The sequence below is a fragment of the uncultured Psychrobacter sp. genome, from assembly GCF_947488565.1.
GTDB lineage: Bacteria > Pseudomonadota > Gammaproteobacteria > Pseudomonadales > Moraxellaceae > Psychrobacter > Psychrobacter saeujeotis.
In genome coordinates this window covers 899291-918892 of sequence record NZ_CANKZC010000001.1, presented here as the reverse complement: position 1 = coordinate 918892, position 19602 = coordinate 899291, and the positions used below count along the sequence as shown (strand labels likewise).

The 19602-nt window shown below is 43.3% G+C and carries 18 protein-coding genes; 10 read left to right on the top strand and 8 right to left on the bottom strand.

All coding sequences use genetic code 11. The annotated features are described in order from the left end of the window. Positions 1-447 precede the first annotated feature (447 nt). The 7 genes from Q0890_RS03745 to Q0890_RS03715 all read left to right on the top strand — a co-directional run bounded on the left by Q0890_RS03745 (position 448) and on the right by Q0890_RS03715 (position 9167). Entirely contained in the window at positions 448-1104 is a 657-nt protein-coding gene (locus tag Q0890_RS03745; RefSeq protein WP_299217780.1) for an OmpA family protein, read from the top strand. Between the two features lie 381 nt (positions 1105-1485). Beyond that, a complete protein-coding gene (locus Q0890_RS03740; RefSeq protein WP_299217778.1) occupies positions 1486-2937 on the top strand; it encodes an imelysin family protein in 1452 nt (483 codons plus the stop codon). A 258-nt stretch (positions 2938-3195) separates the two neighbouring features. Then, the gene (locus Q0890_RS03735; protein WP_299217776.1) at positions 3196-4827 is read left to right on the top strand and encodes a di-heme oxidoredictase family protein; all 1632 of its coding nucleotides are present in this window, start codon (positions 3196-3198) and stop codon (positions 4825-4827) included. A 180-nt stretch (positions 4828-5007) separates the two neighbouring features. After that, a complete protein-coding gene (locus Q0890_RS03730; RefSeq protein ID WP_299217775.1) occupies positions 5008-6156 on the top strand; it encodes an imelysin family protein in 1149 nt (382 codons plus the stop codon). 3 nt (positions 6157-6159) lie between these two features. Continuing rightward, positions 6160-7665, top strand: a complete 1506-nt coding sequence (locus Q0890_RS03725; RefSeq protein ID WP_299217773.1) for a DUF1513 domain-containing protein — start codon at positions 6160-6162, stop codon at positions 7663-7665. Between the two features lie 203 nt (positions 7666-7868). After that, positions 7869-8456 (top strand): YgjP-like metallopeptidase domain-containing protein, encoded by a 588-nt coding sequence (locus Q0890_RS03720; protein ID WP_299217772.1) that lies wholly within the window; start codon positions 7869-7871, stop codon positions 8454-8456. A gap of 108 nt (positions 8457-8564) precedes the next feature. Beyond that, on the top strand, positions 8565-9167 hold the full coding sequence (locus tag Q0890_RS03715; RefSeq protein ID WP_299217770.1) for a methyltransferase domain-containing protein: 603 nt from the start codon (positions 8565-8567) through the stop codon (positions 9165-9167). Here Q0890_RS03715 and Q0890_RS03710 read toward each other — a convergent pair. Continuing rightward, positions 9148-9816, bottom strand: a complete 669-nt coding sequence (locus tag Q0890_RS03710; protein WP_299217767.1) for a hypothetical protein — start codon at positions 9814-9816, stop codon at positions 9148-9150. The two genes, Q0890_RS03715 and Q0890_RS03710, sit on opposite strands and share 20 nt — an antisense overlap. 47 nt (positions 9817-9863) lie before the next feature. Further along, positions 9864-10772, bottom strand: coding sequence for a hydrogen peroxide-inducible genes activator (locus tag Q0890_RS03705; RefSeq protein WP_299217766.1), 909 nt, complete (start codon positions 10770-10772; stop codon positions 9864-9866). A 293-nt stretch (positions 10773-11065) separates the two neighbouring features. Here Q0890_RS03705 and ahpC point away from each other — a divergent pair, with 293 nt between their 5' ends. After that, a complete protein-coding gene (ahpC, locus tag Q0890_RS03700; RefSeq protein WP_299217764.1) occupies positions 11066-11632 on the top strand; it encodes an alkyl hydroperoxide reductase subunit C in 567 nt (188 codons plus the stop codon). A gap of 268 nt (positions 11633-11900) precedes the next feature. Then, positions 11901-12767: an SDR family oxidoreductase gene (locus tag Q0890_RS03695; RefSeq protein ID WP_299217762.1), complete on the top strand. Its 867-nt coding sequence runs from the start codon at positions 11901-11903 to the stop codon at positions 12765-12767. Between the two features lie 129 nt (positions 12768-12896). Here the strand turns inward: Q0890_RS03695 and Q0890_RS03690 are convergent, their stop codons facing one another. Then, positions 12897-13145 (bottom strand): DUF465 domain-containing protein, encoded by a 249-nt coding sequence (locus Q0890_RS03690; RefSeq protein ID WP_299217759.1) that lies wholly within the window; start codon positions 13143-13145, stop codon positions 12897-12899. A 504-nt stretch (positions 13146-13649) separates the two neighbouring features. On the opposite strand from Q0890_RS03690, the gene ahpF reads away from it, so the two are divergent. Beyond that, on the top strand, positions 13650-15227 hold the full coding sequence (gene ahpF / locus Q0890_RS03685) for an alkyl hydroperoxide reductase subunit F (protein WP_299217757.1): 1578 nt from the start codon (positions 13650-13652) through the stop codon (positions 15225-15227). Positions 15228-15295: 68 nt separating this feature from the next. Here the strand turns inward: ahpF and Q0890_RS03680 are convergent, their stop codons facing one another. The 5 genes from Q0890_RS03680 to Q0890_RS13690 all read right to left on the bottom strand — a co-directional run bounded on the left by Q0890_RS03680 (position 15296) and on the right by Q0890_RS13690 (position 19458). Beyond that, the gene (locus Q0890_RS03680) at positions 15296-16156 is read right to left on the bottom strand and encodes a bile acid:sodium symporter family protein (protein WP_299217755.1); all 861 of its coding nucleotides are present in this window, start codon (positions 16154-16156) and stop codon (positions 15296-15298) included. A 229-nt stretch (positions 16157-16385) separates the two neighbouring features. Beyond that, a complete protein-coding gene (locus tag Q0890_RS03675) occupies positions 16386-16718 on the bottom strand; it encodes a TIGR01244 family sulfur transferase (RefSeq protein ID WP_299217752.1) in 333 nt (110 codons plus the stop codon). A 111-nt stretch (positions 16719-16829) separates the two neighbouring features. After that, a complete protein-coding gene (locus Q0890_RS03670) occupies positions 16830-17156 on the bottom strand; it encodes a sulfur transferase domain-containing protein (RefSeq protein ID WP_299217749.1) in 327 nt (108 codons plus the stop codon). 208 nt (positions 17157-17364) lie between these two features. Next, positions 17365-19083 (bottom strand): SulP family inorganic anion transporter, encoded by a 1719-nt coding sequence (locus Q0890_RS03665; protein ID WP_299217746.1) that lies wholly within the window; start codon positions 19081-19083, stop codon positions 17365-17367. A gap of 84 nt (positions 19084-19167) precedes the next feature. After that, positions 19168-19458, bottom strand: coding sequence for a metalloregulator ArsR/SmtB family transcription factor (locus Q0890_RS13690; RefSeq protein WP_345832191.1), 291 nt, complete (start codon positions 19456-19458; stop codon positions 19168-19170). Positions 19459-19602: the final 144 nt, after the last annotated feature.

The following is a 19602-nucleotide window of genomic DNA, read 5'->3' as shown; positions in this document are numbered from 1 at the left end:
ATTTTATTATATTTATAGTTATAACTATTGGCTAAAATCGGGAATTTTTTGAATAATAATATTTCTTATATTCAGAAAAAAGTATATATTGAGGTCGTTTTATAGTATTTATTGCATTTATATAATCGTATCGATAACAGTGTGTGTAAGGTCTCATGCACTTCTTATACATAGATGTGACAAAATATTACACATAGACAGAACTTGCTTGCGATAATAATGACGAGTGTGAATAACACCTAACAAGCTGTTTAATGTTTGGTATCTTGTGAACTTGTACGACTGTCAGATATAACTGCTTTTGATTCTTTACAAAAACGTTATAATCGTTAACTGTACTAAACCCTAATATGTCGCATATCAATCATATTAATAGCGTGTTTTTAGAGGAAAAATTCTAGAATACAACAGAGTACAATGAATAAATTTAACTTAAGAGGGAATACTATGCGTAATAAATTAATGATTGCAGCAGTAGCATCAGGTCTAGCATTAAGCGGTTGTACTACTGATCCAAACACTGGACAACAGCGTTTGAATAAAACGGCTTTGGGCACTTTAGTTGGTGCAGCAGGTGGTGCGACTATCTCAAAGGCTACTGGTGGCGATAAGACTGGTCGTGATGCTGCTATTGGTGCAGCGCTAGGTGCTGGCGTTGGTTACTATATGGAACGTCAAGCAAAGCAGCTTGAGCAACAAATGGCTGGCACGGGCGTCACGGTCGAGCAAAATCCAAATACGGGTAACATTGACTTGGTTATGCCAGGTAATATTACTTTCTCATTTGATGATGCAACATTGAGCTCTTCTTTCAAGCCAACATTAGACAAGCTTGCATCAACAATGAACCAATATAATAAAACGACAGTAAACATTGCAGGCCATACGGATAGCAAAGGTTCGGATGCTTATAACATGCGTCTATCGCGTGACCGCGCTTACTCAGTCGCTAACTATTTGACTGCACGTGGCGTATCTTCCAACCGTATCAATGTGGTTGCATATGGTGAGTCTCGTCCAGTTGCTGATAATGGTACAGACTATGGTCGTCAGCAAAACCGCCGCGTAGAGTTGACTATCAACTCACCACAAAGCATAAACTAAGCACCAAATACGTATTTGTACCGAATAACATTGTATTAAATAACGAAAAAAAGAGAGCTGGCACTTTGCTGGCTCTTTTTTTTGCTATAAATTTATGAAAGGTAGAGAGTAGTTAAGGTAGAAAGTAGTTATTGAAAAAATATTAATGTTAAATTAAATATTGATAATGATTATCGATAACTTTATACTTCATTAATATTTATTATGGCTGTAACGCTAACACTTTTATTATGCATAATTAGATGTATGACGAAAAAGAGTCGTCATATAAAGATAAGTGCGCTTACGACTCTAGGGACAAAACGCCTAATAATATTTGGTCAAACTTTAGTATTTGGTCAAAATTGATAAATTCTTTTGCAAAACTTTTTGAGGATATGTATGACATTTACCACAGTAACGAGCCGCAAGTTTTTACCAACTACTTTAGCTACTGCACTTACCGCGATACTAATGGTGTCGGGTTGTACCAAACAGACAGAAGAGGACACTACTGTTACACAGACAGAAGTGCAAAGCGCAGAAACATCTGATGATGGACAACGCTCAGCTGCCGAGCAAGCTCATATTGATCGACTGGTAAGTAGCTATGCCAATATGGCACATGCTGCTTATAAAGACTCACTAGACACAGCAAAAGCCCTGCAAACTGCGGTCGAAACCTACGTAGCAACACCAACTAAAGCCAACCTAGATGCTGCAAAAGCCGCCTATAAAGCGGCGCGTCAGCCTTATTCACAGACCGAAGTGTTCCGTTTTGATGAAGGTTTTGTCACGGCTAATGACAAGCGTGCCATCGGTAGCGTCGATGGGTGGGAAGGTCAAATAAATGCATGGCCACTTGATGAAGCGTTGATTGATTATGTCAGTGATAGCTATGAAGGTGAGTACAATAGCCAGGACAATATTATCAATAGCGATAGTATTACGGTCGGCAGTATTAAACAAGATACCAGCGAAATCACCCCTGAGCTACTAGCAGAAATGAATGAGATCGGTGGTAGTGAAGCCAATGTCACAACGGGCTATCATGCAATTGAATTTATGCTATGGGGTCAAGACACCAATGGCGTCAGCGCGGGTGCAGGAGAGCGCCCTGTGACTGACTATGCCACTGAAGCTGGGCAATGTACCAGTGGTGATATCGTCAATGATGACGCCAGTATATGTGAACGTCGCGGTAATTTTTTAAAGGCGGCGACTCAGCTATTGGTTGATGACTTAACAGCGATGGAAGCTGAGTGGCAACCTGATAGCGAAAATACTTTACGTAGTGATCTTATAGCGCGTAAAAACGACAATGCTTTACGTCAAATCATGTATCAAATGGGCAGCTTAGCACTGGGTGAGCTGGCTTCTGAGCGCATACAGGTAGCGTTTGTGACTGGATCAACAGAAGACGAGCACGAATGCTTTAGTGATTTGACTCACTTAAGTTATGCCAATAACGCACGTGGTATCCAAAATGTATTCAATGGTAGCTATCAAACAGTCACTGGCGAAACCGTTGGGGGTTACGGTATTCATCAGTATCTTATTGATAACGGACACTCAGACGCCGCTGATAGATTGGCCATCGACTTTATCAAAGTAGAAGATGCTTTTAATGTCATCGTTAAAAAAGGCGAAGAAGAAGGCATTAAAGTTGATCAAATGATTGCTACAGCAGGTCAAGTGAGTAAACAAGGTATCTCGGCTGAAGAGCAAAACACGCGTCGTGGCTGGATTGAGAGTAGCATTACTAGCTTACAAGAACTGACTGCTGGTATCGAAAATGCAGCAAAAGCGGTCGGTATCGACAACTTAGATGCCGATGCAGGCTCTCAGTTTTAAGTTGACGCTTATCTGTTTAAATAGATTGGTTTATACTGCTTGTCATGTCTGTTGAGTCATTATAAGTTTGTAAGACAGGTCCTGATAAAAGCGTCAATCAGATATAATATATACGTTGCTGGCAATGGTTGGCAGCGTATTTTTGAGCATTAAAATAAGCCGATAGGCCAGTGTGTACCAGTACATCAGTCAACAGACTGATCAAAACCGTATAGCAGCTGATTTTAATGGTTCTACTTGTGAACTAAGGCAACTTCTATGAGCGTCACTTCTGCCAAACCCTCTACTTTCCCTGCTTTAATTCTCCAACGTACTATCTATAAACTGACGATAACAATCATAGGCGCAGTGGCGATCAGCGCTTGTCAACCGACTGATAGTGTATCTAAAAATAAAAACGAGGTAGCGGATAGCGCAGAGGCACAAGCGGTCACACCTAAGCGTGCTCAAGATATTGAAGCGCTGGCGGGCGTGCCAATGACGCAGCTTGCGATATTTGACCCGCAAGAGATCAAGCAAGGTGGTGATACTGGTATTAGCATTACGAGTAGTGAAAGTTACTCTAAACCGTCCTCCAATCTATCGGCCTCACGTAAGGGTAGTTTTTTTATTGGTAATGCGTTTTTTCGCCAGCCGTGGGTCGTCGCCCCTGCCAGTACCGATAGCCGTGATGGTTTGGGCGCGTTATTTAACGTCGCTGCCTGCCAGTCTTGTCACATTAAAGACGGCCGTGGTCATGCGCCGATGAGTAATGAGGACGATGCCGACAGCTTGCTGATTCGTCTGGCGATGCCTGCGACTACAGCTGAGGAGCGTCAGCAGCTGCAAAACTCGCTGATCGAAAAAGTCGTCGATCCAATGTATGGTGGCCAACTGCAAGATCGCGGTATTCAGGGTGTGCCCGCTGAAGCACGTATTAGTGTGCAGTGGACCGACAAGCCCGTTACTTTTGCTGATGGTCACGTTGAGACCCTGCGCGCGCCAACCTTTGATCTGACACGCCCAGGTTATGGCGCGTTTGATGATGAACTAATGGTGTCGCCGCGCGTTGCTCTACCGATGATAGGGCTTGGGCTGCTGGAGCAAATACCTGACGACGACATTAAAAAACAAGCAGTGGAAAATAACAGTGACGATATCAGCGGTAAATTTAACTGGGTTATGGATCCACAAACAGGTAAAACTGCATTGGGACGTTTTGGTTGGAAGGCCGGCCAGACTAAGCTTTTAACACAAAACCAAAGCGCCTTTAATGAAGATATGGGGTTGACCTCTAACATCCGTCCTCATGAATCCTGTATGCCAACGCAGACCGCGTGTGTCAACGCGACCACGGGCGCTGATGAGCAAGGCAATGGTAAGCCACCTGTGGAGGTCAATGATGAGGTGGCTAAGTTTGTCGAATTTTATACGCGCAATCTGGCCGTGCCGCATCGCCGCAATGCCGACGATAAACTAGTACTTGCGGGCAAAAAACGCTTTTATGATATGGGTTGCCAAAGCTGTCATACGCCAAGATATCAGTTGCCAAAAACCGACGATGACCACCTTGAGCAGCATGGACAAGTGATTTATCCTTATACTGACTTGCTACTGCATGACATGGGCGACGAGCTTGCCGATCGGACGGCCGCTGGTAAGCTGCCGCCAAAAGACGCGCAAGTAGAGTTTTTAGCCAACTCCTATGAATGGCGAACGCCAGCTTTATGGGGGGTTGGCCTTGCGCAAACGGTCGATCCACAAGCGACGTTTCTACACGATGGCCGCGCTCGTACATTGATGGAAGCTGTACTTTGGCATGGCGGTGAGGCAGAAAAACAAAAGCAAAAAGTACTACAGCTAGATAAGCAAGGACGCGCTGAATTGACCGCGTTCTTACAATCGTTATAAAAAGAGCCGTCATAAAAAGAGCCGTCATAAAAAGAGCCGTTATAAAAAGCGTCATTATAAAAGCGCAGATCAGCGTTGATCGTTAACGGCTACAATTTTAATGACTGAATACATTGATATTATTATGATTACTTTTATCAGTTTTTCAGCCATCTTATTCATACAAATACCGAGAAACTTATGAAAATAAACCATGCTTTAGCGATGACGCTCTCTGCTTTGAGTGCTGGGCTACTGATCAGCTGTGTCAAACCTGCAGATGAAAACAAAACGCCAGAGACTGATAGCCAAAAAGTCGTACAAGATAGCGCTACTACGTCTTCTGTAAACGATAAAAATAATAGTATAGAGAAAATCGCCGCTGTCGATATTAGTGCTGAGACAGAAAAAACCTATCTGACTCACGTGGCAAATGATATCGTTATTCCGGCCTATGCCGATGCTGTAGAGCAAAGCGAGCTGATGCATAAACTGGCGCAAAAGCATTGTCAGTCAGGAGCAGTCAGCGGTGATGAGCTACAAGCGCTACGTGATCAATGGCTGGTGTTGGCCCAAGCATGGGCGCGCGCTGAGATGATCAATTTTGGCCCTGCGACCGCCAGTATGAGCAACTTATATATCAATTATTATCCTGATGAGCGTGGACTGGTACATAGTGGTGTGGCAGATCTTATCGCTGCCAATCCAAACCTAAGCGCTGAGCAGCTCGCTAACGAAAGTGCCATTGTACAAGGAGTGCCAGGATTGGAAGAGGCACTTTATGCTAACGAGAGCTTGGATGCTGGCCAGTGTGCTTACGTGATAAGCGCAAGTCATGCCCTGAGTACGCGCTTGCAAGATATCGAAAACCATTGGCAAGAGAATGCCACCGAGCTGTTGGCAATTGATAAGACGGCAGATAGCGATCAGGGCTTAAACCAATGGTTTAATTCTTTGTTGTCTTTGGTTGAGACCATGAAATCTAACGCCATTGATCAGCCTTTGGGACTGACGGGTAAAGCCAAAGGTCATCTGCCAGCTGCGACAGCAGGTCAAAGCCGCGCCATTATCAATGCCAAATTAGCCACGTTAAATGAAGCGCTAACTGATCCTGTCTTAACCGCTATCCTCGGCAGTAATAACGAAAACGAAGTCGCTGATAATTTATCAACAGCACTTGCAGACGCCACCACGCTGTTGGCACAAATGCCAGAGGATCTTGCTACAGCTGATAAGGCCGTGCAGCAAGAACTGTATGATCATCTGACCACCATTACTCGTATTATGAAGCGCCAGATGATTCCGACACTCGGTATTCGTGTGGGCTTTAATAGTACTGATGGTGATTAAGCAATGTATAAACGTATTAATGAAACGCAGACTGGCATGTTGGCGCTTGATATCAGCGATCAGCCCAGTCAGGGGTTATTGACGTCATCTGTGCTGACAGCGCTCGCTAGTATCACAGGCACGGCAGCACTGGTCGGCATCCATCATTATTATCGAAAGCGGCACCAGCCCGATGCAAGCTTGCAAGATTACGTGATCGGTGTCCGCGCACAGTGGCAGGTATGGCAGCAAGCGTATCAGCAGTATTATCAAGAGACAACAAATGCTCCTGATTTTGCTGCTTTGCATACCACCACCATGGTGGCACGTCCCGTAAGCTGGGTAAGCGGTGTGGCATCTATGCCAAAAAATATCACTGGTGCTGATAGTTCTAACAGGCAGCTTGACAGCGACTTTGGTGTCGTCGGTATCGATGCTGATAGACAGATCGTTTGGCAGACCACCATGCCTGAGCGTGTGCACGATATCGTTGTTCAGCCATCTGTTGATGATTTATGTGGTATGCAGCATGTTACTCAAGATAGCGTGAAAAATCAGCCTCTTCACCGTGATGTCGTGGTGATGGGTCGTCGCCCTAGTGAGAGGTTTTGGGTGCTAGACACCGCTAGTGGACAAGTCACAAACGCTATCCAAGCGGTAAGCCAGCGGCATTTTTATGGTCATGCTTGCTACAGCTTAGATGGAAAGCTTTTATATGTGACTGAAAATGATACAGTAAGCCTAGATGGTAAAATCGGTATCTATGACGCTGCTGATGGCTATAAGAAAATCGCGGAATATGACGCTTATGGTATCGGCCCTCATGAGCTGATTATGCATCCTGACGGCAACACACTAGTGATCGCCAATGGCGGTATCAAAACCGAGCGCGCGTCTCGAGAAGAGCTAAACCTCGATAGCATGCGCCCTTCGCTTGTGTATCTCAATCGTCATACTGGCGCATTACTGGAGCAAGTTATCCCAGCGCACAATCAGATGAGCGTGCGCCATCTCGCTATGCATGACGATGGTACAGTGATGATTGGCATTCAGTTTCAAGGGGATAAACATATCAATGTACCACTGGTACTGACGCATAAGCGCGGTGATGCTAATTTTGAACCGCTCATTATGCCTCATGATCAGTGGCAGCGCTTTCACCAGTATATCGCCAGTGTCGCTGTCGATAGCGAGCATAATTTATTGTGTGTTACCACGCCCATTGGCGGCTGTGCGGCGATTTACGATTTAAATACGCGGCAGCTAATTGATACTGTCAGTTTGCCAGATTGTGCTGGAGCTTCTATGTTAGCCAGTCAAGCCTTTAAAGAGCAAACCTTTAAAAAGAGTGGCAGCGAAAAATCAGGCTTTATTGTCAGTGATGGACAAGGGCAGTTAACGACGTTAGAAATACAAGATACGTTAGCGTCAGGCGCAATCGACACGCGTAATACTGAAAGAGTTCCGCATATTATTAAAGACAGTCAAGTGCATCAGATGTCTTTTGACAATCATTTGCAAGCACTGTAGTTGAGGTAAGTGCTAAATAAAAAATCATAATAATAGGCGACGGGCATAATCGTCATGAGCTGCGAAAAGCTTATCTTCATAGCCTTTATTTAGCAGCCCTTATTTTTCAATGACGCAACTCTAACGATGACTAAGCAAGGGGAGGTGGCATCAGTTTACATACGATTAGACAACATCTTGCACAGGCCGGTATTGAGCTATACGTGACCAAAAAACGCGTCAAAAATATCAATTTTCGCCTGAAGCCTTATGCTTTGATGGTGTCTGTTCCAGTATTTATCAGTACAGCGCAAATCGAGCAAGCTGTTGCCAAGCGCATACCTTGGGCGCTTGCCAATCACGCCCAAGTTTTAGAGCAGCACCAGCGTAAACAAATCCATTCAGCACAATCTTCAACCGCTGACAGCCCTGTTTTACTTTGGGGTACCGAGCAATCTATCACCCTCAGCCATGATGAAAAACTCGCCTATTATCGGCAACATCTTGCTTCTATCATGCCATCGTTGTTTGAAAAGTGGCAACCAGTGGTCGGTGCTTATGCCAATGAGATACGCCTAAAAAAAATGCATACGCGCTGGGGCAGCTGCAATACGCGAGCGCGGCGAATTTGGCTGTCTATATATTTGCCAGCCTATCCGATTGAGTGTACTGAATACGTCATCGTCCATGAGCTGTGTCACTTACATCACGCCAATCATAGCCATGCTTTTTGGCAAACGGTGGCGACAGCGATGCCAGATTATCGGCACTGGCATGATATGCTGGCAGGTAGGACAGGGCAGTTGGATTAGGGACGGTATATTAATAATAAAGTCAATTAGCCTGCATAATACTGATATGATAGCCCATAATGGTACAAAGCGTATTACTTAAAACAAGTAAGCAAGGATAAATATCATATGGAAAACGTCAGTCAAGCCGAGTTTTGGCAGCAACGTTATAAGACGGGCAGCATACAATGGGATATGGGGCAGGTATCACCGCCGCTCAAAGCTTATATAGATCAATTGCCTGAATCTGTTAAGCAGCAGGCCATTCTAGTGCCAGGGGCAGGTAATGCTTACGAGGTTGGCTATTTGCACGAGCAAGGCTTTACCAATGTCACGTTGGTGGACTTTGCCCCAGCGCCCATTACTGATTTTGCCAAGCGTTATCCTGACTTTCCCTCTAAGCATTTAGTCTGTGCTGACTTTTTTAAATTGTCTGCTGAGCAGTATCAGTTTGATTGGATACTTGAGCAGACGTTTTTTTGTGCGATAAATCCGTCACGCCGTGATGAGTATGTACAGCAGATGGCAGCGCTACTAAAACCGCGAGGCAAGCTGGTTGGCTTATTGTTTAAGGTCGATTTTGGCCGTCAAGAACCCCCTTTTGGCGGTACAAAAGAAGAGTATCAACAACGTTTCGAGAAGCATTTCGATATTGAAACAATGGAAACGAGCTATAATTCACATCCTGCACGTCAGGGCAGTGAATTATTTATTAAGCTGCAAGTAAAGTAAGTTCGCGTTTGATATTATCCCGTGCCTGCATCTCAAGTCGCTCATAGTAATAGTTGGTCAGATAAAGTTTAGGATGTGCCAAGAGTCCGTTTAATACAGCCATTCGTCCCGTACAATAATCTGTCAGCGAAACGTGACTATACTCTTGGCGTACGGCTTTTGCATATTGTTCATACTCAGGCCAAGACGCACCCAAAATACTCAAATCCATATCTAGTAAATAAGCGGCATCACTGCTTTTGTTAGGGTTTGCCAACTCATCAAGCTGATGGTTGGCGGTCATCATGATAAGCGTTGAGATATACTGGCATTGTTCAACGCTTAGGTAGTGACTTAACGCTTCTACAGCATATTCTGCACTTTTTCGTTCGTTATTCGTGCTTGTTGGATTGTATATCACATCATGATAATAAAGCGCTAATGCAATGATATGTGGCTCATAAAGCTTATGCTTAACCTGTTCAAACTGTGCAAACAATTGCTGAAGGTGGCTTAGAGTATGATAAGCACGTGTTGCTTCATTATAGCGAGTAGCAATATCTTGCCAAAGCGCATTAACCTTCGCCGACTTGATATCACTATCAATCGCAGATAAGTGCCTTACAAAACCAAGACCAAGCGCAGCTTCTGTTTGCGACAAATCGTCCATATTTTACCTTTATGACGGTTAATGAGCTAATACACTATACCGCCCTATTACTCTTTGTCAGCGGCTTCTTCAAACGCTTGTTTAAACACTTTACCAAGCAAGTTAACATCATCGACGCGCGCATAGTTTAGTCGAGTTACAAAAGCGATATGACGGTGGGGCCCTTCCTCTGCTAGCGGTACAGCGACTGCATTTTGGTTTTCTAGATGCAGCTGATCTAACGCCATCTCTGGTACTAGTGTCGTCCCCATATTGGCAAGTGCCATTTGTATCAAGGTATTTAGACTGGCATCGGAAAAGCTCGATTTCATTTGCTCACGATCAAAGTGACAGACCGATAATGTTTGATCAGTCAAGCAATGTCCTTCACCAAGTAGCATCAAATTGGCTGTTGCGAGCTCATCAGCATTGATGGTTTCAAGTTTGGCATGGTTATCGTCTTTGGGAAATACTGCAAAAAAGTCCTCACTCCAAAACTCAAAACTGTGCAGCCCATCGACGGCATAAGGTAGGGCAATAATAGCAGTATCGATATGTCCGTAGCGGACCTGTTCGAGTAGGCGCTCGGTTTGTTGCTCAACGATGGTCATACGAAACTCAGGATAATGCTGTCGCAGTGCGGGCAATACTTTGGGAAGTAAGTATGGCGCAATCGTTGGAATAATCCCGACCGTCATCGGATAAGCAAGTGGCGTCTGATGGCTATGCGCGCGTGTGGTCAGATCACTGACTTCAGAGAACACCCGCTGCGCTCGCGTCAAAATATCTTGTCCAATTGGAGTGATAAGCACTTGCTTGTTATTACGCTCAAAAATCTGCGTATCAAGCTGCTTTTCTAACTCAGCGATACCAAGGCTGAGCGCAGACTGTGAAATGTTACACTCTTCGGCGGCACGCTTAAAATGGCGATGTTTTGCCACCGCTAAAGCAAATTCAAGTTGACGTAAAGTAATCATAAAACCTCTTTATTCATGGGCCTTTCAACATCAGGTATTGTAGTAATTTGTCCGTGGTAGTCACTTGACATAAGGTAGTGACTTACGCATGAGATACTGATGATAAAAACTAGAGATAATAGTTTAACAAGTTTAATAAAACAAAACATCACATTAAAAACTTTTAACTGGATTAACCATAAAATTCGCGTATAGTTTGTCAGGTAGCCAAGAGAGTTAAGGGCTTAGTAAAAATAGTCAAACACATAACCAAAACTTATTTTAAAAGTATTTAATCTAAAAAGGAGCCAAACATGGCAGCTATTATCAACCAAGAAATCCCAGAATTTTCAACTGAAGCTTTTGTAAATGGTGAGTTTAAAACCATTACTTCAGAAGATGTTAAAGGCAACTGGGCAATCTTTATGTTCTATCCACATGACTTCACTTTTGTATGCCCAACTGAATTAGAAGACATGGCCAACCATTATGAAGAGCTAAAGGGCCTCGGCGTTGAAGTATACGCAGTATCAACCGACACTCATTTTGTCCATAAAGCATGGCACGATTCTTCAGAAGCAATTGGTAAAGTACAATATCCAATGCTAGGCGATGGTACTGGTAAAATCACTCGCGGCTTTAACATCATGATCGAAGAAGACAACGCTGCTTTACGTGGTACTTTCTTAGTCGACCCAGAAGGTCTGATCAAGGTTGCTGAGATTCATGACCTAGGTATCGGTCGTAGCGCAAAAGACATGGTTCGCAAAGTAAAAGCAGCCCAGTACGTGCGCGATAACGATGGCGAAGTTTGCCCAGCTGCTTGGGAACAAGGTCAAGCAACACTAAAACCAAGCCTTGATTTGGTAGGTAAAATCTAAGTAGTCGATTCATTATTTAGATACTTCTATAGGACTGGCTACTAAGTATGTTTAGAGCCAGTAACATAGACAAAGACTCTATCAGCAGATGTTGATAGGGTCTTTTTTTACATCTCGTCTACAGGCTGACACCAGATTTTACCTAATCCTTATTTTATATTCTTTAAGCTGATAACACGCTTCAAACGATAAGAAGCGGTGGGTTATTCAAAAGCTCGTTTAATCACGACTACTATAAGAATGAATATGATAATAAAGGAGTAAAATCATGAGTAATCAATCAGAAAATAAAGGTTTTCCTCAGCAAGAGCAGTCTTTGCCAGGCTCGCAAAAACAACAACACCCAAATCCTGAAGTATTGCCGCGCGACTATCCGAACGGCAAGCTGGCTGGAAAAGTGGCGATTGTGACAGGATCCGATAGCGGTATTGGCCAAGCGGTAGCTATCTTGTTTGCCAAAGAAGGCGCAGACGTGGTGGTAAGCTACCTTTGTGAAGATGAAGACGCCGAAGTGACTAAAAAGCATATTGAGTCTTATGAGCGCCGCTGCCTATTGGTTGCCTCTGACTTGTCAAAGGAAGCTAACTGTAAAGAGCTGATAGACAAAACGCTTACTAAGTTCGGCCGTATCGATATTTTGGTCAATAATGCGGGCCGACAAGTCGAGCAGCAAACGCTAACGGACATCAGTACCGAGCAGCTCAACGAGACAATTCATACCAATTTTTATCCGCATTTTTGGCTGAGTAAATATGCCCTGCCACATATGCAGGCGGGCAGTAGTATCATCAATACTACCTCTATCACCGCCTACCGAGGTAGCGATCATCTCATTGATTATGCAGCGACCAAGGGCGCTATCTTGTCCTTTACCCGTGCACTCTCCAACAATTTGATGGGTAATGACAAAGGTATTCGAGTTAATGGTGTCGCACCAGGACCGATCTGGACACCGCTTATCGTGGCATCATTCACGCCCGATGAGGTCGAAAAATTTGGTCAAAGCTCGCCGATGGGACGAGCGGGTCAGCCAAATGAGGTCGCGCCTGCTTACTTGTATTTAGCAAGTGATGATGCAAGCTATGTGACAGGACAGGTAATACATGTCAATGGCGGTGAAATTATAGGCGGTTAATAATTATTGACTGATATTCAAAACTATTCATTAGTTGTGCTATGAAATAACAACCCCATCAACAATAGCTGATGGGGTTTTTATATGGCTAAAAAAGTGGCTTAATTTTTAATCCTAGTAAGAGAAGCACTAAGCTTGAGATTGTAGTTTATTCTTATCAATTATTTTATAAATCTCATCTTTTAAATGTAGCTTTCGTCGTTTCATTCTTTCGATTTCTTCATCTCTACTGGCATGTGTAACCAGATCCTTATCAAGTTGATTGATTTGTTGATCCAGCGCTGTATGCTCGTCAAAAATACTGGCAAAATGACTATCTTTCTGCTTAAGCTCGGCAATAACATCTCTATTGTCTTGTAACGTATCAGTCTTTCTCATATTGTCATCCTTGGTATAAAACACAAGTTCGTAATAAGCCTCAGCGCTTTATCATTAAAGCTAGCATGATGCGTTGCTACGATTGTGTATCTTAGGTTTTATTGAACCTAGTTGAGGTTTGATTCAATAGTGATAAAGCTAAATATCAGCAGAAATTGCTTTTAACAAACCAGCTTAAAAGCGAATCTGCAATAAGACAAATAAGAACTTTTCCTATTTGCTTCATTTGATTGTAGCGAAAAAATCACCGCTATACCATGGTTATTATTCGTCCATAAGTTTATATTTAATTAATTAAACGTATTTATGATTGGTTTTATAAAACATAAAGTTTGAGTTTATCAGCTTGCTCAAAATCATGAAACCTATGATAATAGGGACATTAAAGGGTATCAGCCTATTGTATATAAGATATGAAACAAAATTGTTAGTACTAAAAAATTTGTATTCAAACGTACAATAGGCGTATTGCCGTTACATAACCAATAATGATAAGGAACAAATATGATAGATCAAAGCTTATTAGATGCTGTCAAAAGCTATAGTGAAAACATGACTCGTCCGATTACCTTTGTATTGGGTAGTGGTGAGCATGAAAAACGTGATGAGTTGGTTGATTTTTTGACCAAAATTGCTGGTACCACTGATAAGATTAACTTCGATGTACAAATAAACGACGACAGCTTACCAAGCCCAATCAGCTTTTCGGTTCGTAGTCATATTGATGAGACACCTACCGATACAGGCATTGTATTTAGCGGTATCCCAGGCGGACACGAGTTTACATCGCTTATCTTAGCCATCCTCCAAGCTGGTGGACATACATTAAAGCTGGATGAAGGCATTCAAAAGCTCATTAAGCGCTTTAACAAGCCCTTACAGTTTCAAACTTATGTCTCGCTTTCTTGTCACAGCTGTCCAGAAGTGGTGCAGGCGCTAAACCAATTTGCGCTTTTAAATGATGATATCAGTAACGAGATGATCGATGGCGCGCTGTTTCAAGAGCAGGTTGAGGCGAACAATATTCAAGGCGTACCAGCTGTATTCTTAAATGGTAAGCCATTTGCGAATGGTCTGATTGATACCGCTAAGCTGATTGAAAAATTACAAGAGCAGTTCCCTGATTTGTTATCAGAAGCTGATGATGACGCTGAGCAGTTAGAGCAACAAGACGTTACTATCATTGGTGCGGGGCCTGCTGGAGTAGCAGCAGCGATTTATAGCGCACGTAAAGGTCTTAAGGTGACGATGGTCGCTGACCGTATTGGTGGGCAGGTAAAAGACACGCAGGATATTGAAAACCTGATTTCTGTGCCTTTAACTAATGGTACTGATTTATCGACCAACTTCATAAAACACTTAGATGAATATAATATCACGTCAAAAGAGCATGTCAGTGTTAAAGAGATTGGTGAAACCAAAGAAGAAAACTATAGCATCCATCTTAATACAGGTGAGACTTTTGAGACTCGCAGTATTATCTTAGCAACTGGTGCGCAGTGGCGTAAACTTGGTGTACCAGGCGAAGAAGAAAACGTCGGTAAAGGGGTTGCTTACTGTGCGCATTGTGATGGTCCTTTTTTCAAAGGTAAAGATATCTCAGTGATTGGCGGCGGCAACTCAGGTGTGGAAGCGGCTTTAGATCTAGCAGGTATTGTCAAGCACGTAACGGTATTTGAATTCGCTGATGAATTGAAAGCAGATCAAGTATTGATTAACAAGGCCAAAGAAAAAGACAATATCGAGTTTATCACTGGTGCAGCCACGCAAGAGATTAAAGCGACCGATGGCAAAGTGTCCTCTATTGTATACCAAGATCGCATCTCAGGTGAGACCCACGAGCGTGACTTATCAGGGGTGTTTGTCCAGATTGGCTTAGTACCAAATACTGGGTTTATCAAAGGCTTTGTTGATTTGAACCGTTTTGGTGAGATTGAAATCGATGAGCGCTGCCGCACGGATCGCAAAGGCATCTTTGCTTGTGGAGACGTGACGACTGTACCCTTTAAGCAGATTAATATTGCAATGGGTGAGGGGAGTAAAGCAGCACTGTCAGCGTTTGAGTATTTAGTCATGCAGTAAGCTGTTCAGCTACAAAGTTAGTTTAAGAAACCACCTCTTGTGAGGTGGTTTTTTTATGTCAGCGATAATCAACTCTTATTTCGAATCAAAGCAATAATTGGTAGCGCAATCACATACATAAGCACCCCATATACCGCAGCGGGTAGGGCGATCGCGGGTAAACCTATTGCGGTGCCCATAATAATAGGCGCTAAAGTAATGGCGGTCGTACTGTTTTGAATACTGGTCTCTATCGAAATTGTTTTGGTGTCAAACCAGCTAAGTTTTGATACCTTAGACGTTAAAATGCTTAATACAAACAACGCCATAATAATAAGAACCAGCTCAAGCCCCATCGATGTTAACTGAGATTTTAGTAGATCCCAGTTGGAAGCGATGGCTGCAAAAACAATCAACACAAAAAAGATGCTGGCAATGCTGTTTAGAATACTGCTCCTACGCACCATAAAGCGAGTGAATTTACGGCGAGCGAGCATACCGAGGGTCACGGGTAGGGTGGTCAATAAAAACATGACAAGGCCGATTTTGATAGCACTAATAGAGCCTGCTTGCCCCTTCATAAAGTGGTTAAAAGCCAGAGTGATCAAGATAGGCAAGGTGACGACTGATAACAAACTGACCACACCAGTGAGCGCAACAGAAAGTGCAACATTGCCTTTGGCATAATAAGTCAGCATATTACTGGTCACGCCGCCTGGACAAAAACTAATCAGCATAATACCAAAGGCAATTTTTGGTGGCGGCCCCATTACTAAGACGACTGCTAAAGCGATCAAAGGGACCAAAACGACTTGATTCATTAAGCCTACAAAAAAGGCTTTGGGATAGGTAATAATAATTTTAAAGTCGCTAGGTTTTAGCCCTGTTCCTAAGGTAAACATGATATAGGCGAGTGCCAGAGGAAGTAGCACCAATGCAGTATTACTCATGAAACGTTCCTTGTAAAATTAACAGTCATATCAGAATGACTCTTTAAATAGCCCACAATCCTTGTGGCAATAACCTTATAAATATACCCTAAAACATACTTACAGATACGATAAAAGCCCATATATTTATATGAGCTTTTATTTATTTCGCTGAGACTTGGTTGTCAAGGTTTATCCTGACAGTACTATATCGATTTTGAACTGCATTGCCTAAACTAAATTGTACAGATCAGTCGTCTAACAAATCCATACGCTTAGCTGCTTCATAGATTCCTGTTGAGCGATTACCAGTACGACAAAATATCAGCATTGGCTGCTCGGCTTGATTAAAGAAGTCGGCAAATTCTTCGACATGATTTTGATTGAGCTCGCTACCAGCAAAGGAGACTTCTTTATAGGCAATGCCTGCATCGGTAGCGGCCGCTTCAATATCAGCACTGGTTGGTTGGCCCGGCTCCTCACCATCAGGACGATTGTTAATAATGGTTTTAAAGCCATTTTCGGCAATCATAGGGATTTGATCAGGCGTGATTTGTCCAGTAATGCTCACTTGATGGCTCATAGGAGCTCCTTTTTTATAATGGTTAACTTGTAGTTGGTTTTGCTAAAAATAACATTTTTTGAGAGACATTATTTTCTAAGATACGCTGTTTTTAGGTCAAATATATAAACGTCATAACAGGCCTTGCATCAAGGCACTTTGATACAGCAGTTTCGCGCGTGCACCGGTACCACAAAACATCAATATAGGTTTAGGTGCGGTACGATAAAAATCAGCAAATTGCTGCACAGTCATCATACTCAAACGCTCATCATCAAAAGGTAGGTGATGATAAGTTAGGTTTGCTTGCTCGGTAGCTGTAGCCAAATCACAGCTATTAGGCTGCGTATCAACCTCAGCATCAGGACGTATATTGAGCACTGAGCGATAGCCAAGTTCGGCAATTTTGATACATTGGCTTGGATAAATTTGTCTATAAATGGTTATATCATTGGTCATAACTGTATTCAATTGAGTTTGTTAAAGTAGGGTTATAAAAGAAGATTGTAGCGTATTAAACCAGTAAAGATATGGAAGCTAATAGAGTCTATTTCAAACAATTTGTCTATACAACAAGATAGCATAATACGTACTCTATCATAACGATATTTTGTGACAGACGACACCAGCAATTGATGCTATGTCGTAAAAACTCAGTCATCGCTCGCTATCTTTTAGTGCATTCTTTTAATGCGTTAACAGCATCTAAAGTGCTTAGATACACCTGCCCTGATAGCTTGGTAATCAGTGAAGTATGACCAATTATATCCATGACTGGCCCTTTTACAAAGCTAAAATGCAGGCGTTTATTTTGCAGCGCTAGCTCATCATTAAGTGTGCTGAGCATTTCTTGCGCAGTCAGGTCGATATGATTGACTGCGGACATGATTAAGATAAGTTCATTCGCGTCTGGGTAGCGCTGCAAAGCGTTTAAAATACGCAGGTGTACTGACTCGCTATTACCAAAGAATAGACTCTCATCGATACGCAATAGTAATAAATTATTAAAAGTCACTACATTATGACGGTTGATATTGCGAAAGTGTCCTGTACCGTTTAACTGTCCAACGATGGCAACATGCGGCTTACTCGATTGCCAGATAAGGCTGGCGAACGATACCATCAAACCGATAACCAGTCCAATATTCAATCCGAATATTAGCACGCCTGCAAACGCGGCGACAAAGTTTGCTGCATCTAATCGATCTCGCTGCCACGCAGACTTTAACGTGTCAATGTCAATCAGTCCAATAATGGAGGCCATGATAGTTGCACCAAGCAAAGCATAAGGTAGTGGAGCAAGTACATGACCAAAAGCGATCAGTGCGGCAATCATCACTAACACCGTAACCAGACTGGCCACCGGAGTTTTAGCGCCTGAATCAACGTTGATGGCGGTACGTGAAAAGCCACCAGCGACCGCAAAACTTTGAAACAGTCCGCCAGATAGATTGGCAAGTCCAAGTCCAGTCAGCTCACGGTTGGCATCGAAGTTTTCACCGCGTAGCCGGGCATAAGTGCTAGCAACTGAGCTGCTGGACACAAAGATAATAAGCGCCATCAGTCCTGCTGTTGGTAGCAGTCTAAGCGCTTCTTGAACATCTGGCACATGAGGTACCGTAAAGCTTGGCAACCCTTGCGGAATACTACCGATGGTCGCCACTCCAAGCGCATTCCAGTTCAATGCCATACTCAGCAAAATTGCGATACCAAGTAAGATAAGTGGGAACAAGCGCTCCGCCCATTTGGTATAAGACGATGATAGCCATGTGCGCCATACCCATCTGCTTGCATAGCGATTTGTTACCAAAAGCGCGAAGGCGACAGTACCAATAAATAGCGTCAACGGATGTAACTGACGGGCATACAACTGCATACTCGATAAATAGCTGATTAAGCTGCTACCAGAGATGGGAATATCGGTTAAATATTTAAGCTGGCTGATAAAAATTAGGACAGCGGCTCCGCTTACAAATCCTGCTGAGACCCCGCGACTGATAAACTGCATGATCCAGCCAAGTTTAAGACGCCCAGCTAGCCATAGCAGCGCTCCTATCATAAATGCAAGAAGGCTTGCCATCAGCGCATACTGCTCAGCACCCCTATCGGCATAAGGTAGTAGGCTACTGGCCGTCATGATCGCAGTGATGGCGACGGGACCGACTGCTTGTACATTACTAGAACCAAGCCAGGCATAGACGATGACGGGTACAATGGCTGCATATAGACCATAAACGGGCGGTAACCCTGCCAGTACAGCATAGCCAAGGCTCTGCGGAATGACGAGTACCCCTACGACCAATCCAGCGATGACATCAGTTGGTAAGGTTGTAAGCTGGTATTGACGCAGCCATGTAGGAATCAAGCGAGCAGCGATAGTGGGCATGTTAGTACGTCATCACATCAAAAATCGTTATCACAATGGATAGCATTTTTATACTACGTTCAAGTGTTTGAATGCAGCACTACATTATTGCTCTGCCTTGGCACAAAAACGTTGATACAGTAACTCTAGTACCGCTAAAGCATCATCGCTTGCAATACTGTAGTAGATTTGCTTGCCTTCACGGCGAGTAGCGACCAGATCATCTTTACGCAATATACCTAGCTGTTGTGACAGACTTGGCTGCCCGACACCGACCAAGCTTTCAAGCTCGCCGACGCAGTATTCACCTTGAGTTAGCTGACACAATAATAGCAGGCGATCAGGATGTGAGAGCGATTTTAGTAGTTGGCTGGCTTGCATGGATGCTTGCTGCATTTGTTCGGCAAGATCGATAGGGGCAAAGTCTGCTGAATTAGACAATGCATCGTCATCTATACTGTGAGTAGATGTACTCAGTGCTGAAATAGAAGTAGTCAGAATGAGCTCCTTAAATAAGATAGCAATATGTTTTGTATTATT

Bases quoted from the DNA above. Each gene is read 5' to 3' on its own strand.
- Q0890_RS03730 (WP_299217775.1), top strand. From the start codon at position 5,008: ATGAAAATAAACCATGCTTTAGCGATGACGCTCTCTGCTTTGAGTGCT.
- Q0890_RS03675 (WP_299217752.1), bottom strand. From the start codon at position 16,718: ATGAGCCATCAAGTGAGCATTACTGGACAAATCACGCCTGATCAAATC.
- Q0890_RS03725 (WP_299217773.1), top strand. From the start codon at position 6,160: ATGTATAAACGTATTAATGAAACGCAGACTGGCATGTTGGCGCTTGAT.
- Q0890_RS03695 (WP_299217762.1), top strand. From the start codon at position 11,901: ATGAGTAATCAATCAGAAAATAAAGGTTTTCCTCAGCAAGAGCAGTCT.
- Q0890_RS03735 (WP_299217776.1), top strand. From the start codon at position 3,196: ATGAGCGTCACTTCTGCCAAACCCTCTACTTTCCCTGCTTTAATTCTC.
- ahpF (WP_299217757.1), top strand. From the start codon at position 13,650: ATGATAGATCAAAGCTTATTAGATGCTGTCAAAAGCTATAGTGAAAAC.
- Q0890_RS03705 (WP_299217766.1), bottom strand. From the start codon at position 10,772: ATGATTACTTTACGTCAACTTGAATTTGCTTTAGCGGTGGCAAAACAT.
- Q0890_RS03680 (WP_299217755.1), bottom strand. From the start codon at position 16,156: ATGAGTAATACTGCATTGGTGCTACTTCCTCTGGCACTCGCCTATATC.
- Q0890_RS03670 (WP_299217749.1), bottom strand. From the start codon at position 17,156: ATGACCAATGATATAACCATTTATAGACAAATTTATCCAAGCCAATGT.
- Q0890_RS13690 (WP_345832191.1), bottom strand. From the start codon at position 19,458: ATGCAGCAAGCATCCATGCAAGCCAGCCAACTACTAAAATCGCTCTCA.
- Q0890_RS03745 (WP_299217780.1), top strand. From the start codon at position 448: ATGCGTAATAAATTAATGATTGCAGCAGTAGCATCAGGTCTAGCATTA.
- Q0890_RS03665 (WP_299217746.1), bottom strand. From the start codon at position 19,083: ATGCCCACTATCGCTGCTCGCTTGATTCCTACATGGCTGCGTCAATAC.
- Q0890_RS03710 (WP_299217767.1), bottom strand. From the start codon at position 9,816: ATGGACGATTTGTCGCAAACAGAAGCTGCGCTTGGTCTTGGTTTTGTA.
- Q0890_RS03715 (WP_299217770.1), top strand. From the start codon at position 8,565: ATGGAAAACGTCAGTCAAGCCGAGTTTTGGCAGCAACGTTATAAGACG.
- Q0890_RS03690 (WP_299217759.1), bottom strand. From the start codon at position 13,145: ATGAGAAAGACTGATACGTTACAAGACAATAGAGATGTTATTGCCGAG.
- Q0890_RS03740 (WP_299217778.1), top strand. From the start codon at position 1,486: ATGACATTTACCACAGTAACGAGCCGCAAGTTTTTACCAACTACTTTA.
- ahpC (WP_299217764.1), top strand. From the start codon at position 11,066: ATGGCAGCTATTATCAACCAAGAAATCCCAGAATTTTCAACTGAAGCT.